The sequence below is a fragment of the Kitasatospora sp. NPDC057223 genome, assembly GCF_042669755.1.
Taxonomy (GTDB): domain Bacteria; phylum Actinomycetota; class Actinomycetes; order Streptomycetales; family Streptomycetaceae; genus Kitasatospora.
Map to the genome: position 1 here is coordinate 1 of NZ_JBHUWW010000100.1, position 15,793 is coordinate 15,793.

The window sequence follows — 15,793 nt, forward strand, 5'->3', positions numbered from 1 at the left end:
CCGTGGTTCCGGTTGGTTGCCGGGGCGGGGCGTACCCCGGGCGGGGGGGGGGGCCCCGCCTACCGGCGGCCCCCCCGCCTCTGCGTGTCCGGACCCGTCCGGGACCCGTCCGGACGGACATCGAAGCCGGGGGCCTCGGCGCGGCCGGTGCCTAGTCGGAGGGCTGGGGGAGGGGCCGGGCGCCGGTGACGAGGAGCAGGCCGCCGGCGCCGGGGGCGGTGCGGTAGCCGGCGTCGTGGAGGATCTGGCCGAGGGCTTCGGTGAGTGCGCGGCTGATGCCGTCGAGGTCGGAGAGCCCTCTTCGGCTCTCCTGCCCGTCGCGGACCTGGATCGCGGATCCCAGGGTGTCGGCGGGACGCCATTCGATCAGCACGCCGTGCTCGTCCGGGCGCAGCCGCAGCCCGGTGCGGTCGGGGTTGCGGGGGTCGAAGCCGGCGTCGGCGAGGGCTCGGTGCACACCGTCGAGGAGGGCCTCGCGGGCCCGGGCGCCGAGGGGTGCGTCCACGGCGGCCGACGGGCGGTCGTGGGGGTCGTTCATGGTCCTGCCTCTCCTGGTCACAGGTGGGGTAGGGGTGGTCGGCGCCATGGCCGGCGACCGGGTCTCCCAGGCCTTGCAGCCGGAAGATTACCCCTTGTTCCACCACCGAAAAACTATTCCGGCCGGAGTAGACATTGCCCAGTCCTGTGGTCAGTGTTTCTCGCGGACGCCCGTCGGGAGCAGCCGCGCGACTACGGGGTCGCGCGTGCTGAAGTCACCGCACAGGCCGTCAGGGTCGGACCGTCGGCGCGTCCTGCTCCGGGCGGGCCCGCAGCGTCCGGGCGAAGTCCTCGACGCCGTCGAGGCCAGGTACGCCCAGCGGGGCACGACGGTCACGATCACGGGCCTCAGCCGGCCCGGCGCCGACCTCCAGGGAAGGCTCACCGGAGAGTTCGCCGGGCCCACTGACCCGGGCCACGGCCGAAGCCCCCTCGGAGGTCCGCCGGGCAGGCCGTCGGGTGGACCTCCGAGGGGGCTTCGGCCCGCCACGGGAGTTCGGCCGGGGGTGGCACCCGGGCGTCGGTTCCGGTCCGGCCGCCCCAGGGTGCCGCCCCCGCGTCACACGGCCGGGCGGCTGCCGCCGTCGCCCGCGCCGGGGGCCTGCGGTGCGCGGCCGAGTCCGCGGATGGCGGGTATCGCGAGCATGGCGCCGATGCACAGGACGCCGACGACGGAGGAGAAGAGCAGCACGTGGTCGGCTCCGACGAGTCCGGCCGCCGGGCCCGCCAGGGCCCGGCCGAGCGGGATGACCATGATGGATCCGGCGACGTCGTAGGCGGAGACACGGCTCAGGACGGCCAACGGGATGTGGGACTGCACGCTGGTGGCCCACATGACGCCCCAGAAGGCGAACCCGCAGCCGGCCACGACGCCGGTGAGCGCCGTGACGGTGAACGACCAGCCGAGGGCCGGCGCCAGCGGGTTGAGGGAGAAGAAGAACATGGCGGACGCCCCCGCGACGAGCGGGCGGGTGGGCCGGACGCGCATGCCGAGCAGGCCGCCGATGATCGTCCCGGCGCCGTCCGCGGAGGCGATCCAGCCGTATCCGCTGGCCCCGTGCTGCTCGGTGAGCAGCGCCGCGCCGAGCGGCAGGGCCGGGCCGAACACGAAGAGGCCGTAGACGGCCCAGACGGCGATGACGCCCCACAGCCAGGAGCGGGAGCGGAACTCGTGCCAGCCGGTGACGAGCCTGCGCGACATCGGTTCGTCGCTCTCGTCCCGTGCGGTGCTCAGCTTGCGCAGGGGCGCCAGGCCGAGCGCACTGAGTGCGAAGGCGGCGGCGATGACGAGGAAGGAGCCCGCCACGTCCCAGTAGGCCACCAGGAGGCCGGCCAGCCCGGGGCCCAGCAGGGTGCAGATCGCCTCGGAGATCCGCAGCAGGGCGTTGGCCCGCTGGATGTCGTCGGCGACCTGGGGGATCATGCTCGCCAGACCGGGCTGGAACATGGCGGTCGCGGCGCCGCTCAGCGCCAGCAGCGCCATGATGTGCCACAGCCGGACGTCGGTGCTGATCAGCAGCACCGCGAGCGTGAGCATGGCCACCATGCGCACCACGTCGGCGCCGACCATCATCACCTGCGGGGTGAAGCGGTCGGCCAGCACTCCGCCGAAGAGGACCAGCAGGGCGATCGGCGCCATCCACGCGGCCAGCGCGTAGCCCACGCCCCCGGCGCCGTAACCGGCTCCCAGCACCGCGGTGGTGAGCGAGACCATCAGCATGCCGTCGGCGAGCAGCGAGGCGCTGCGGGCGGTGAAGAACAGCCGGAAGCGGCCGGACTGCCACGGGCTGGGGAGCGCTTCCGGCTCCGGTCGGACTCTTACGTCATCCATCGTCATGTCACATCGACCGTTCCCGGCCGTTCCCTTCCATGAGAATCTGCTGCCGGAGCCAGTCGTTGGTCCGGTCGGCCCCGGCCGGCGGGTCCTGGACGATCACGTACCGGCGGGGGGCCAGTACGCCGGGGCGGCCGGGGAGGGCGTCCATCAGTGCGGCGTGGGCCCGCGCCGGTGTCAGGGGGGAGCCGCCGGCGGCGATGAACGCCGTGAGGACGGCCTCGCCCTCGGGCCGGGCGTCCAGGGTGACGTGCACCGGCAGGCCGTCGAGGGCCTCGCTCAGGGCCTGCGCGACGGCGGGCGGCGATATCCAGGAGCCGTCCACCTGGCTCCAGTCCGCGCCGCGCCGGGCCGGGCGGATCCCGGTCAGCTCGGTGAGCGACGTGAACGGCACGTCCGCCTCGGCGGCCGCCTCCAGCAGCCGGACCAGGCCGGTGAGGAAGCCCTCCGCCTCGTCCTCGGGGAACAGTGCGGGGTCGGCCCGCATGCCGAGGTGGAGCAGCGGCGAGATCTGGTGGACGAAGACCAGGGAGCGGGTCGGCAGCACCTGGGCCGTGCCCCAGGACAGTTCCAGATCCGGCCCGTCCTCGCCCTCGGCGGTCGCGCGGGCGAGGTCGGCGGGGAGCGTGCTCACGTCGTTGAAGACCACGTCGCGGGCGAAGTGGCTGCCGCGTTCGAAGGTGGTCCGCCCGATCATCTCCCACAGGGCGACGGCGTCGAACTGGCTGTGCCGGTAGGCGTTGAGTGCCGCTCCCCAGGCCTTGCGCAGGAGCACGTCGAAGGACGGCGCCCGGACGTCGAGGGAGAGCAGCGCGTCCTGGGACACGGTGTTCACCGAGCGCGCCAGCCGGGGCAGGAACCGGTTGGAGGTCGGCACGGCGACGACGCAGGTGCTCTGGCCGGCCCGGTGGGCGATGAGCGCGCACCAGGCGGTCAGCAGCACGGTGGACGGGAGGCCGCCGGTGCGCTCGGCCACCCGGGCCAGCGCCCGGGCGCCCCGCCGCGACCGCAGGGTGAGCTGCGGCAGCCGGACGTCGACGCCGGTGGCGCCCGGTTCGGCGAACATCGCCTGCGGGCCGGTGCGGATGATCTGCTCCCAGTACCGCAGCGAGGCGAGGGACCTGCGGAGTCCGGCCGGGGTGGCCTCCTCGGCCGCGAGGTCGAGCGGTGTGACGGCGGTCAGCGGGGGCAGGCTCTCGCCGGCCAGCAGGGTGAGCCACTCGTCCTGCAGGACGGCGAGGGCGCTGCCGTCCGTCGCCGCGTGGCTGGCCACCACGACGGCGAGGACGGGGGCGCCGCGCAGGGCCACCAGCGAGATCCGGAGCGCGAACTCCTTCTCCAGTGCGAAGCGTTCGGCGCGGGCCCGGTTCGCCAGTGCCTCGACGTACGACCGGGTCTCCGGCGGGAGCTCCTCGTGGTCGACCACGGTGACGGTGAACTCGCCCTCGGCCGCGACCACCTGCTCACCGGGCGCGGCGCCGTCGCCCGGCGGGAAGGTGGTCCGCAGCGCCTCGTGCCGGACCACCAGGACGCGCAGGGCGTCGATCGCCGCGTCCAGCCGGGTGCCCGCGGGAGCGGCCCAGACGTCGTGGATGTTGATCTGCGCGGGATCGTCCCGCAGGATGCAGCGGATCATGTTGGCCTGACCCATGGTGACGGGGCCCCGGCGCTCTTCGCCGCCCGCGTAGCGGACGGTGACGGTGTGGGTGTTCTCGGGCTGCAAGGAGTCCTCACTCGGGTCGGGGCGGTCGGGCGGCCGGGCGGTCGGGCCGGCCCGGTGGCCGGGGACGGCATCGTCGTTCCGGCAACGGGGGTTCAGTGCCCGATCGCGAGCCCTTCACTCCGAACGGCGCGGATCAGCGGCTCCCAGGCGTCGATCAGCAGGGCGAACGCCGTCATGTCCGCCCGCGTCTCGTCGAGGAGCCGGCCGCGGCGGCCGGCGAGGAGGTCCGCAGCCGTGGCGTAGCGGCCGCCCAGCTTGCGGTAGGAGCGGTCGAGGGCGTCCAGCCGTTCGGCGTCCTCCGCCTGGTCCAGCCCTGTGCTGTCCCGGACGAGCCCGGCGACGACGGACGCCCGGACCATCCCCTCGGGGTCGAGCAGCGCCTCGCCCGCCTCCGCCAGCCGGGCGTACACGGCGTTGAAGTACCGGGTCGACAGCAGGAACTTCGCGAACCGCACCTGGTAGGCGAGGAAGCCCTCGTCGGAACGGCGCTCGCCGGTGTGGTAGTTGACGATGTGTCGGTTGTGCAGGACGCCGGGCAGGTGGGCGTCGTGCACCAGGTGGATGAGGAAGTAGTCGCTGCCGATGGTGTCGGTGGCCGGCGGCAGCGGCACTCGGCCGTAGACTCCGCGGTCCAGGGCGATGTTGCACATGTCGACCCGCATCGGGTTGACGCTGGTGAGCGTGGTGCGGTCGCCGGTGAACAGGGCCGTCCCGGCGCCGCGGAAGGACTCCTCGATCAGGTTCCTGCGCCAGATCTCCGGATAGCCGGCGGGGACGGACAGGCCGATGACGTCCTCGTAGACGCCGGGGTCCAGCCGACGGATCTCCCCGACGTCCACGGACATCTCGCCGACGAAGGAGGCGCCGACCATGGCCACCGGCCGGTCCTTGTACGCGGGGTCGAGCCGGCTGCGGGACACCAGGCCGGCCGCCTCGGCGGCCCGCAGCCCCAGGGCCGTGAGCTCGGGGTGGAGCGGGTGGACCGGCTCGCCGTCCAGCGACTGGTAGCGGCTGTCGGAGTCCCGGCGGTGCACCGAGTCGCAGCCCAGGGCCTCGGCGATCAGGAAGGCGCGGTTGGTGCAGGCGCCGTACGAGACGCCCGTGGGCAGCATCAGGTCGAGCATCCGCCCCGGCCCGGCGACACCGGACCGCGCGATCACCCGCCGCAGGAAGGTCCGCTGCTCGTCCTCGTCCAGGTGGTGGACGACCACGCCCGGTGCGGGGGGCAGCGCGGCGACCACCGTCCGGTGCCCGGCGAGCACCGGAGCGGCGGAGGAGTCCAGGATCAGCAGGTGCACCTCGACGCCGAACCGGTCGGCGCCGTAGGCGGCTTCGGCGCCGGCCGCCCGGATGGTGTCGGCGCACTCCCGGTTGGTCGGGAGGGTCAGGCAGACTCGGCGCACGACGGCTCCCCGCTCTGCCCGCCGGCCGGAGCGTCCCCGTTCCCGTTCCCGTTCCCGTCCTCGCCCCTGCCCTTGCCCTGGTTCCTGTCCTCGTCCTTGTCGGCCCAGGAGGTGAGCCCGAGCAGGCGGCTGCCGAGCCCGTCCAGGGTGGCCGTGGGGTAGCGCTTGGACTCGTGCAGCACCGGGTCGCCGACCAGGGTGCGGTTCCAGCGCGGGGTGCGCAGGTGCCGCCAGGACTCGACCCGGGAGTGCCGCAGCTTCTCGTGCTCCTCCAGGGCCGGCATCATCGACAGGTACTGGACGGCGCGCACCTGGTCCTTCGAGACGTTGCGCGCCACACCGTGGGCGAGCAGGCCGTTCCAGATCAGCAGGTCGCCCGGGCGCAGTTCGGGCCGCACGACGGGGAACTCCGCCCGGTCCACGGCGGGGCGCAGCGGGTCCCGGTCGGCCGGCTGGCCGAGCTTCCACGGCTCGAACTGCCGGAACAGCTCGGGGTTGCACTGGAATCCGCCCGACTCCGGCCGGGTGTCGTTGAGCGCGATGATCCCCTGCACCCGCTGCGGCGGCACGCCGAGGGTGGTGTCGATGTCCCAGTGCAGGTCGATGTCGAAGCCCCGGTCCGTGGGCTCGATCAGCGCGCGGTCACGGTTTCTGACGTTCGGTGGGTTGAGGTTGAGCCGGTCCAGGGTGACCCACAGCTCCTCGCAGTCCCACACGTCGACGAAGGCGTCGTAGACCCGCTGGGCCTGGCGGCTGTCCCAGAGCAGTTGGTGGTGGTACGCCTCGACGAACCCGTAGACGTGCAACTGCTGGTCCAGTTCGGACCGCAGCGGCCGGTCCTCGTACCAGCTGTCGGGCCGGCCCGGGTCGAGGCCCTGGAAGTCCCAGGTGAAGTCGAGCAGGCGCCGCGCCGCCTCCGCGGGGATCGCCTCCCGGACGATGACGTAGCCGTACGTCTGCCAGTGGGCGAAGTCCTCCTCGGACAGCACCCGCAGCGGCCGTGACTTCTTCAGCTCCCGCAGGGTGGTCTGCGCCAGGTAGGACTCGCCGTCCGCGCTGAAGTACGGCAGGTCCGAGGCCGCTCGGTGCAGACGGGGGCGGCGTGGGCGGTGGCCCGTACCGGGTGTCGTCATCATGTGGTCCCTCCAAGGCGGGAGTCGGGGGCGGCAGTTCAGCGGTGGACGCCGGTCGGGAGTGCCGGCTTCTCCGCACCGGCCGACCGGGGCCGTGGCGGTTGGTGCCGCACAGGCCGGTCGCTGCTGACAGCGGTTCGGCTCCCGCGGGCTGTGCCCGGCGACACCACGGTGAGCCGGTGGAGGGCCGGGGGCGGACAGCATGGACGGATGGCCGCGCCGTGGCGCATAGTTGCCGCAGCGGCGCTGCAGAAACAAACATTGGTATAGACCATAGGTGCACGTCAAGTGCCGGCTCAACAAGCCGCCGGGCAGCCTTCCCTGCCCGAAAGACCTTACCGGCAGTGGCCGTTCGGTCCGAGGATTTTGGTCTAGACAATTCTGGATCAACTGGCTTACGGTCCCCATGCGCAGCCCTCGTCCATGACGGGGCATCAACCGGCTTCGGCGCTGCGTCCCGATCAACGGTGTCCACACGCAAGGCCGTTCGCCCTCGATGCGATCGCGCGGCAACGAACCGGTTGCGCCCGCCCGGCCGATGCCCCTGACACCTGCCATGCCCCAGAGGGAGCGGTTTCCATGAGCACACCCAGCATCACGGCCCTGCCGGTCGGCGGTCTGAAGGACCCCGGTCCGGGCCTGATCACGCTGGACCCGGTCCGCACCGCCCTGCTGCACGGTCTCGACGACCTGCTCGGTGGCCTGGCCGCACGGCTCGCCGCCCCCGAGGTGGTGGGCCCGCCCCTGCTGTCCGCAGAGGGGCTGGCGCGGCTCGACTACTTCCGCAACTTCCCCCATCTCGGGGTCTCCACCGGGCGTTTCGCCCCGGACGCCCTCGACGCCCTGGCGGCCGGCGAGACCCCCGGCGAGCTGCCGCTCCGGCCGACCGGCCACCTGCTGCCGTCCGCCACCTGCTACGGGCTGCTGCTCTCACTCGAAGGCCGGGACGTCGGCGAGAGCGGGCTGCGGCTCTCCGCCACCGGCCGCTGCTTCCGCAACGAGACCCACTACGACGGGCTGCGGCGCCTCTGGGGCTTCCACATGCGGGAGGTCCTCTACCTCGGCACCAAGCAGGGCTCGGTCGAGCACCTGGACCAGGGCGCCGAGTTCGTCCAGGAGCTGGCCGGGCGACTGGGCCTGACCCTGACCAGGGCCGTGGCCGACGACCCGTTCTACGACAAGGGCAGCTCCCGGGCCCGGCTGATGGCGCTCGACCCGGTCAAGCACGAGTTCCTGGCCTCCGACGGCACCGCCATCGCCTCCGTGAACCGTCACCGCAACTTCTTCGGCGAGCGCCTCGACATCCGGGCCGGTTCCCACGGGCCCGCCTACAGCGCCTGCGTGGCGTTCGGCCTGGAGCGCTGGGTCCACACGATGATCCTCACCCACGGCACGCCGGAACAGGCCCTGGACCGGCTCCGGGACGCCCGGGCCTGATCACCCCGCCGTCTGCCCGTCCCCCTACCGACCCCGTACCAGCGAAGGAGAGACCCCGCCCCATGGAACGCATCGCCGCGTGGCTCCACGAGAAGAACCCCGGCCTTGACGGCCCGATCGACGCCGACGAGGACCTCATCGAGGCCCGCCTCATCGACTCCATGGACTTCCTGGAGTTCATCGACCTCCTGGAGGACATCTCCGGCAGCAGCATCGACCTCCAGGAAGTCACCATCGACGACTTCCGCACGATCGACCGCGTCCAGCAGCGCTTTCTGGGAGCGCCCGGAACGGCGTCGGCGGGCAGCCCCGGGAGCGCCCACCCGTGACCGGCGGCCCGGCGCCGGTCCGGGCGGACCGGGCGGCCGTGGCCGTGGTGGCGACCACCGCAGAGGTCCTGGCCCACCCGGACCTGCACGAGGGCCTGCTCGCGCCGTGGGAGCGGCAGCGGCTGGCCCCGATCCGGCTGCCGGGCCGCCGTGACGACGTGCTGGCGGCGCGGCTGCTGGTCCGCCTGTGTGCCGCCCGGTTCACCGGCCGGCCGCCGCACGAGTCGGCCCCGGCCCAGTTCTGCGCCGAATGCGGCCGGGACGGGCACGGCCGCCCCTATCTGCCCGACCACCCCGGGGCCGGCGTCAGCCTGAGCCACGCCGACGGGCTGGTCGCGGCCGCCGTCGGCCCCGGCGCCGTCGGCATCGACGTGGAGCCCTCGACGCGCCGGCCCGGCCCGCTGTCCGTGCTGAGCCGCCTGCTGCCCGAGGACGAACTGCGCGAGGCCGCCGCCCGGCCGGACCCCGGCGCGGCGCTGCTCCGGCTGTGGGTACGCCGGGAGGCCGTGCTGAAGGCCGGTCAGGAGGGCCTACGACTGCTGGAGTGGACGGACCACCGGCGGGCCGCCGTGGTGACGGTGGCCAGCACCGCGCCGGTCACCACCTTCTCGGCCGCCCGGCCCGGCGGGGGAGGAGCCTAGACCGCCCGGCATCCGCTCCTGTTCCCCGGAGCGCGCGTCAGGGGCCGTGCCCGCCCTTGCGGACACGGCCCCTGACGGACGGTCACCTGCCCGCGGTGCGGGTGCGACGGATTGGTGTGGTGAGCAGGTTCAGCCGGTTCAGCAGGTGATGCTGCCCTTGCGGATCGCGTGGCCGCCGGTGTTGCTGTCGTCGGACCAGTACACCGGCTTCGATCCGCTCACGCACTCGTCGGCTGCGGCCACGGAGAAGCCCTCGTTGTTGATGTTCGACATGCCGCCGGGCCGGTTGTAGACGGCGGTGGTCGCGAACACGCCGGAGGCGTTGACCTTCAGCGTCCGGTGCTGGCCGCTGCAGGTGTCGTCGCAGACGGCCCACAGTCGCGAGGCCTGCGGCTCCCACTGCAGTTCCATGACGCCCGCCAGCCCGCTGCTGATCGAGGCGACCCGGGTGAAGGTGCCGGAGTCCTGGAGCACGTAGCCGTACACCATGCCGGTGCCCTCGACGCCGAGGAGGAACACGCCGCCGGTGTGCGCGCCGTACCCGCCCGGGTTGTAGGCCGCGCCCGTCGACTCGTCCTTGAACCCGGCGCCGGTCAGGTAGCTGTCGGGAACCCAGGTGACGGCCTCGAAGCCGAGGTTGGACCCGACGGAGGGCAGGTTGGCGGTGAGGTTCCACTCCTTCGTGGCGGTCAGCGCGGAGCCCGTCCCGGAGACGTCGTAGCGAAGGACGGACAGCCGGCTGGTGCCGGACGCGTCGCCGTTGCGCTCGCTCGCGACGAACACGCCACCTGCGGAGCCGGAGCCGGTGAGGGTGACGCCCTCACTGTCCGGGGTGCCGGAGCCGCCCGGGAAGCGCAGGGACTTGCCGGATGTCCAGCCGTTGGCGGTGTCGGGCTTCCAGCCGCCGGAGCCGTTCGGGACCAGGCGCCACAGCTTGCCGCTGTTCTGCGCGCCCCACAGCACGCCGCCCTCCTGGTACAGGCCGCTGAGGTCCTCGCCGAAGACGTTCGAGGCGTCGGCGGTGGCGATGGAGCTGCTGCCCGGCCAGGCCACCGGCGTCAGCGGGTTGGTGGAGGCGGTGGGGCTGGGGCTCGGGCTGGAGGTGCTGCTGGGGCTCGGGCTCGGGCTCGCAGTGCTGCTCGGGCTTGTGCTCGGGCTCGGCGAGGCAGAGGTGCTGACGCCGGACGAGGGACTCGCCGACGCGGTGGGGGTGCCGCCAAGGGTGGGGGCGAGTGCGACGCCCCGGAAGGCCTTCTTGGAGGCCGCCGTCGCCAGGGTCGTCACCGTGCCGGACATCGTGGCGCCCGCGCCGCTGCCGTCCGTCACCGTGGACAGCGTGCCGCCGGTGCCGGACGAGCCGCTGCTCGTCGCGTACAGCACCGCCCGGCCGTTGCTGACCGAGCCGGTGAGCCCCGTGACGCCGGAGACGCTCCTGCTGCCCTCCGCCTGCCAGACGCCACCGGCCAGGCCGAACTTGTTGATCTTCCCGGCGCTGCCGTCCGCGACGTACAGGGTGTCGGGCGTCGTGCCCCCGGAGAGGTTGAGCAGCACGTACTCGTAGGGGTCGCCGCTGCTCTCGGGGCTGCCCGGGAGGTTGGTCAGCGTCTGTCCGGAGGTGGTCGGCGTGCCGGTGCCCACGGTGGAGATGCCGATGCCGTCCTTGTCGGAGGAGGCGTACAGCCGGCCGTCGACGACCTGCACCTCGCGCACGTTCCGGTCCGTCAGCCGGGTGAAGCTGTCCGAACCCAGGGTGGTGTACCCGATCCCGCCGGCCGCGCCGGACACCCAGATGCGGGTGCCGTCGGTGCTGGCGGCGCCGCGGACGTTGTTGTCGTCGGCGAACTCGTCCAGCATCGTCGAGGTGTCCACGGCGCCGTCGGCGCCGATCCGGGCGATGGTGACGTCGTCGGTCGTGGCGACGCTGTCCGTGCCGACCGGCTTGTGGTACCCGGGGGCCAGCAGGTAGCGGCCGTCGGCGGAGAGCGTGAGCTGCCCCTCCGAGGCGGCGCTGCCGGAGGCCGTCAGTGCGTGGATGCTGCCGCTGTCGCCGGTGGGCAGGGCGACGGAGCGGACCAGCGTGCCGGTGGGGGAGTACTCGTCGAGGAAGACGGGCGCGGCGTTGTCGCTCAGGGAGGTGCTCCCGTCACCGACGCGGTAGACGACCACACTGCCCGCGGTGAACGCGGTGCCGGCGGCCGCGTTGGCGACGACCGGGACGACGACCGCGCCGAGCAGCAGGGCACCGGCGAGAGCACCGCCGACGCTGCTCCGGCGGCTCGTACGGGCGGGTGCGGGGCGGACGCTCTGCCGGGCACTCGGGGGGAGACTGCCACTCATGGGCGGGCTGCCTTTCGACGGGCGGGGACGGGCCGCCGCCCGGGCCGGGGAAGCCCGCGCGGCGGATGCGGCGGTGACGTACGCAAACGGGGTCACCCTGCCCATCCGTGGTGGCCTCCGAATGAACCACGCACGTCGCCGCGCCGGACCTCCGGCGCACAGAGCGGATCACGACGGATCAGAACCGCCGGATTCCCGGATGACCGGGCCCGAAGGGGGCCGGCGCCCGCGTGAGGGGCCGCCCCTGGTTCGACCGACCGGCCCGTCAGCCGGCGCCGCCGCACCCGGCTCCCGGTTCGGCCGGCAGCAGGCGGACCTGAGCGGCCGCCAGCTTCAGCGGCTCCCGCGCGGCCCGGTCCCACAGGACGGCCGTTCCCTGCGCGACGCCGAACGAGAGGTACGGCCGTGCCGGGTCGAGGCGTGGCCCTTCGCCCGAGAGCAGGGCGGCCGGCACCGCCGGTTCGACGCACACCCACGCGGGCTCGACACCGAAGTACGGGGGCGCGTCCTCACCGCGGGTCGCCGCGGCGACCGTCCGGTCGACGGCCTGTCGTGCGGAGTGCAGGGCCAGACCGAACACGCCGGTCAGGATCGCGATCAGCAGCAGCACGTAGACCGCGACGTTGAAGCCCTCACCCGTGCCCGCGTAGCCGTGGTGGCGGTGCCTGGCGAAACCCCACCAGGCCGGGAGGACCAGCGTCAGACTGAGGAAGGTGAGCAGCTTCGCGGCGGAGACGACCTGCCAGACCGGCGGTACGTCGAGATCGTCGGGAGCGAGTGACAGCCCGTCGGCGTACAGCGCGTGCAGGACGGACCCGGCCGCCAGGAACGTGGACCCGGCCAGCGACAGCACGAGGGGGACGACCCAGACCGCCCACTCGCCCCAACTCCACTGGCGTACCAGCAGCCAGAGACCTGCGGTCACCGCCACGATCCCCGCGGACACCAGCACCTGCTGCTCGGTCCAGCCCGGTCCGGCGGCGTGCAGCGGGCCGAGGCCGAGCGTCAGCAGCAGCCCCAGCGCGACCACCGCGAGGGCCGCTCCGGCGGCCCGGCCCTCCCGGAACAGGCGCGTCCCGGCGTGGACGGCCATGGCACCGGCCGCCGCCGCGGCCACGACCCAGAGCGGCCGGACACCCCCCGGCCCCCCGGCGGCGAAGACCGCGGCCGCGGCGGCGGCCAGACTCCAGCCCACCACCCGGGCGAGGCGCCGGGCCGACTCCTCCTCGGGCCAGTACCGGACCGTCCCGCGCCATCGGCCGTCCAGGGGGCGGACCCACACCGCCGGCGGTGCGTTGGTCGTCCCCGCCGGCGAGGCCATGTGGGCCAGGCGCAGTGCCTCGCCCTGCGTTCCGGTCAGCCGTGTCCCGGTGTCGTGGTGCCCCAAGGCGGTGGCGCCCCGGCGGACGAGGCGCCGGGCCCGCACGAGGCGCTCGCCCTGCGGGGCGCCCAGGTTGTAGACCTGCCACTCGGACAGCATCTCGCGATCCCGCACCAACGGCTCGGTACGGCGCACGTATGCCTCGAGTCGGGCCGCGCGCAGGGCCTTGGCCGCCCGCCGGGCGGCTCCCCGGTCGCAGCCCCGCAGCGAACCGGGCAACCGCACCTCGATCTCGTACACCCGCGAGGCCGGGTCCGGCTCCAGTACGCCGCTCAACCGGCCCTCACCGCAGGGTTCATGACCGATCACCGGCCAGCCGTGCCGCTCGAAGACCTGCTCGGCCCCCGCCCAGTCCCGCTCGCCCCCGCGGACCTCGACGAGCGTCAGCACCCTCTGGTCGTACAGAACTCTTCGCACTCCTGCGGCCCTCCCCGGAAAGATCTCTGCGACATTCGTGCCACGGCCGCGTACCCGTTGTACAGAGCGGCCCGGAGTTGCGTCCGGGCCGGTCGGCGGCCGCGGCGGGCCCACAGCGGGCCTGCGGCAGGCCGGCCCGGGTACGGTGTGCCGCAGGTGGACATCGCGGGAGGGGCGGGACGGTGCGGGGACCGCGGGGAGGCTCTGCCGTCCGGCCGCCGGCGGAGGTGATCGCCGGGCTGGACGACGCGTTCGCCGCCGTGCCCCGGCCGCAGGCCATCGCGGCCTGCCCGTGCGGCAACTGCGGCTGGGCCGACGACGTCGGCGTCCTGCTGGGCAAGCCCCGTGCCCGGCTCACCGCCGGGGAGCTGATGTTCTACGCGGGCGCGGTGCTGAACACGGTCGGCGGGGCGCAGGACTTCCGGTACTTCGCCCCGCGGATCCTCGGGCTGGTCCTCTCGGGGGAGATGAGCCACCCCGGAATCCAGCTGGTCTTCGTCAAGCTGCGCGAGGCCCGCTGGTGGTCGTGGCCCGAAGCGGCGTTCCTGGCGGAGCTGTTCGACGCGGTGTGGGCCGAGGTGCTGGAAGGCGACGACAGCGCCGACACCGCCGGATCCGTGCTGTGCGCGCTGGCCGGCGCCACGGACAGCGTGGCGGGGCGGCTGGCCGCCTGGTCGGTGCTGGGGACCCCGGCGGGGATCCGCCACCTGCACGACTTCGCTGTCGGCGAGGTCCACCGCAGCGGCGGCCGCCTCGTCCCGCGCGACGCCTTCTGGAATGCCGACAGCGCGGCCTACGCCGAGGTCGTGGACTGGCTGAACGGCGGGTCGGCACTCGCCGCGATCGAGGCCGCCTTCGAACGGACCGTGGACGACGAGCTCCTGGACCTGCTGGTCGCGGCCCACGAGGCCCTCAGCGGTCCGTGAGCCGGGCACCGGGCCGGTACGGAACCGGCGGCCCCTCCCGTCGTCACGTGTCGCGACCGGCCAGCGTGGTGCGCAGCCAGGACTCGATGCCGGCGATGTGGATCAGGGCCCAGGACTGCGCGAGCTGCCCGTCGCGCGCCATGATCGCGTCGTGGATGGCGCGGTGCTCCGCGAGGGTGCGGGCCAGTGCGCCGTGCTCGGTCGCCCCGCGCCAGATCCGGGCCCGGACGGTCGGCGCGGACATGTTGTCCACCAGCGAGGCCAGGACCGGGTTGCCCGCGCCCAGCGCGATCCGGCGGTGGAACTCCAGGTCCGCCGCCACCAGGTCCTCCACGGAGGTGTCGGCGCCGACGCTCTCCAGCACCGCGCCGAGGCCGATGCGGTCGGCCTCGCTCATCCGCTGTGCGGCCAGCGCGGTCGCCGACGGCTCCAGGATGCGGCGCACCTCCAGGAAGTCCAGGACGGTGTCGTCGTGGTGGAAGTCCACGATGAAGCTCAGGGTTTCGAGCAGCAGGGTGGGAGCGAGGCTGGTGGTGTAGGTCCCGTCGCCCTGGCGCACGTCGAGGACGTTCATCAGCGCCAGCGCCTTGACCGCCTCGCGCAGGGAGCTGCGCGACAGGCCGAGGTCGGCCGCCAGGTCCGCCTCGCGCGGCAGCTTCTCGCCCGGCCGCAGCCGACCGGAGACGATCATCTCCTTGATCTTGCTGATCGCTTCGTCGGTGACGGCCATGCAGGTCTTCCCATCGCCTCAGACATCTGATGTAAGCATTGTAAGTCGCGGTCGATCCGCTTAGGGTGCGGGTGATTTCCCCGCATTCATCCGAGGTATCCGGGAGCGGTGACCGCCGTGCGCACCATCGATGCCCACCACCACCTCTGGGGCCCGGCCGCCTGCCGCGAGCCGTGGCTCGCCGGCGAGGAACTCCGGCCGCTGCGCCGCGGGTTCACCCCGGCCGAACTCGCGGCCGAGGCCGCCGCCGCCGGTGTCGACACCACCGTCGTCGTGCAGACCGTCTCCCGTACCGAGGAGACCTCCGAGCTGCTCGCCCTCGCGGCCCGGGGCGGCCGGATCGCCGGTGTGGTCGGCTGGGTCGACCTGTCCGCGCCCGACGTCGCCGACGCCGTCGCCGCCCTGCGCGAGGGCCCGGGCGGGGCCCACCTGGTCGGGATCCGGCACCAGGTCCAGGACGAGGCCGATCCGCAGTGGCTGGAGCGGCCGGAGGTGCTCCGCGGGCTGCGAGCCGTCGCGCGGGCCGCTCTCGGCTACGACCTGCTCGTCCGTCCGCACCAGTTCCCCAGCGCCGTGGCCGCCGTCGACGCGGTTCCGGAGCTGGCCTTCACGCTGGACCACCTGGGGAAGCCCCCCGTCGCGGCCGGCGGCCTCGGCCCCTGGGCCGCCGGGCTGTCCCTGCTGGCCGAGCGGCCGAACGTGACCGCGAAGCTGTCCGGGCTGGTCACCGAGGCCGACTGGCAGCACTGGTCGATCGCCGATCTGCGGCCCTTCGCCGACACCGCACTGCACCGGTTCGGCCCCGGCCGCCTGATGTTCGGGTCCGACTGGCCGGTGTGCACGCTCGCCGCCCCGTACGGCGAAGTACTGGACGCGGCAAGGGCCTTGACGGCCGAGCTGACGGAGGACGAACGGGCGGCCGTCCTCGGCGGCACCGCCGCCCGCGTGTACGGCGTCTGACGCCC

13 protein-coding genes and 1 pseudogene are annotated in these 15,793 nt (G+C 73.8%); 5 read left to right on the forward strand and 9 right to left on the reverse strand.

What is annotated here, in order from left to right; genetic code table 11:
• Window positions 1-151 precede the first annotated feature (151 nt).
• The 6 genes from ACFUK0_RS28650 to ACFUK0_RS28675 all read right to left on the reverse strand — a co-directional run bounded on the left by ACFUK0_RS28650 (window position 152) and on the right by ACFUK0_RS28675 (window position 6,630).
• The gene (locus ACFUK0_RS28650) at window positions 152-538 is read right to left on the reverse strand and encodes a hypothetical protein (RefSeq protein ID WP_380255242.1); all 387 of its coding nucleotides are present in this window, start codon (window positions 536-538) and stop codon (window positions 152-154) included.
• A 229-nt stretch (window positions 539-767) separates the two neighbouring features.
• Window positions 768-956: a hypothetical protein gene (locus ACFUK0_RS28655; protein WP_380255244.1), complete on the reverse strand. Its 189-nt coding sequence runs from the start codon at window positions 954-956 to the stop codon at window positions 768-770.
• A 140-nt stretch (window positions 957-1,096) separates the two neighbouring features.
• On the reverse strand, window positions 1,097-2,374 hold the full coding sequence (locus ACFUK0_RS28660) for an MFS transporter (protein ID WP_380255246.1): 1,278 nt from the start codon (window positions 2,372-2,374) through the stop codon (window positions 1,097-1,099).
• A 1-nt stretch (window position 2,375) separates the two neighbouring features.
• Window positions 2,376-4,094, reverse strand: a complete 1,719-nt coding sequence (locus ACFUK0_RS28665; protein ID WP_380255248.1) for a condensation domain-containing protein — start codon at window positions 4,092-4,094, stop codon at window positions 2,376-2,378.
• 92 nt (window positions 4,095-4,186) lie between these two features.
• Window positions 4,187-5,497 carry a DUF6271 family protein gene (locus tag ACFUK0_RS28670; protein ID WP_380255250.1) on the reverse strand — a complete coding sequence of 437 codons (1,311 nt, stop codon included), beginning with the start codon at window positions 5,495-5,497 and terminating at the stop codon, window positions 4,187-4,189.
• A complete protein-coding gene (locus ACFUK0_RS28675; protein ID WP_380255294.1) occupies window positions 5,479-6,630 on the reverse strand; it encodes a phytanoyl-CoA dioxygenase family protein in 1,152 nt (383 codons plus the stop codon). Before ACFUK0_RS28675 ends, ACFUK0_RS28670 begins: the two co-directional genes overlap by 19 nt.
• A gap of 579 nt (window positions 6,631-7,209) precedes the next feature.
• Between ACFUK0_RS28675 and ACFUK0_RS28680 the strand changes: the two genes are divergently transcribed.
• The 3 genes from ACFUK0_RS28680 to ACFUK0_RS28690 all read left to right on the forward strand — a co-directional run bounded on the left by ACFUK0_RS28680 (window position 7,210) and on the right by ACFUK0_RS28690 (window position 9,037).
• Window positions 7,210-8,067 (forward strand): hypothetical protein, encoded by an 858-nt coding sequence (locus ACFUK0_RS28680; protein ID WP_380255252.1) that lies wholly within the window; start codon window positions 7,210-7,212, stop codon window positions 8,065-8,067.
• A 62-nt stretch (window positions 8,068-8,129) separates the two neighbouring features.
• A complete protein-coding gene (locus ACFUK0_RS28685; RefSeq protein WP_380255254.1) occupies window positions 8,130-8,396 on the forward strand; it encodes an acyl carrier protein in 267 nt (88 codons plus the stop codon).
• On the forward strand, window positions 8,393-9,037 hold the full coding sequence (locus ACFUK0_RS28690) for a 4'-phosphopantetheinyl transferase family protein (RefSeq protein WP_380255256.1): 645 nt from the start codon (window positions 8,393-8,395) through the stop codon (window positions 9,035-9,037). The genes ACFUK0_RS28685 and ACFUK0_RS28690 overlap by 4 nt, the downstream gene beginning before the upstream one ends.
• A gap of 138 nt (window positions 9,038-9,175) precedes the next feature.
• Here ACFUK0_RS28690 and ACFUK0_RS28695 read toward each other — a convergent pair.
• A pseudogene (locus ACFUK0_RS28695) lies at window positions 9,176-10,099 on the reverse strand (hypothetical protein); the annotation flags it as partial.
• 1,540 nt (window positions 10,100-11,639) lie between these two features.
• Window positions 11,640-13,172, reverse strand: coding sequence for a hypothetical protein (locus tag ACFUK0_RS28700; protein ID WP_380255258.1), 1,533 nt, complete (start codon window positions 13,170-13,172; stop codon window positions 11,640-11,642).
• Window positions 13,173-13,399: 227 nt separating this feature from the next.
• Here ACFUK0_RS28700 and ACFUK0_RS28705 point away from each other — a divergent pair, with 227 nt between their 5' ends.
• Window positions 13,400-14,098, forward strand: coding sequence for a hypothetical protein (locus ACFUK0_RS28705; protein ID WP_380255260.1), 699 nt, complete (start codon window positions 13,400-13,402; stop codon window positions 14,096-14,098).
• 43 nt (window positions 14,099-14,141) lie between these two features.
• Here the strand turns inward: ACFUK0_RS28705 and ACFUK0_RS28710 are convergent, their stop codons facing one another.
• On the reverse strand, window positions 14,142-14,828 hold the full coding sequence (locus ACFUK0_RS28710) for a FadR/GntR family transcriptional regulator (protein ID WP_380255262.1): 687 nt from the start codon (window positions 14,826-14,828) through the stop codon (window positions 14,142-14,144).
• A gap of 117 nt (window positions 14,829-14,945) precedes the next feature.
• Between ACFUK0_RS28710 and ACFUK0_RS28715 the strand changes: the two genes are divergently transcribed.
• A complete protein-coding gene (locus ACFUK0_RS28715) occupies window positions 14,946-15,788 on the forward strand; it encodes an amidohydrolase family protein (RefSeq protein ID WP_380255264.1) in 843 nt (280 codons plus the stop codon).
• Window positions 15,789-15,793: the final 5 nt, after the last annotated feature.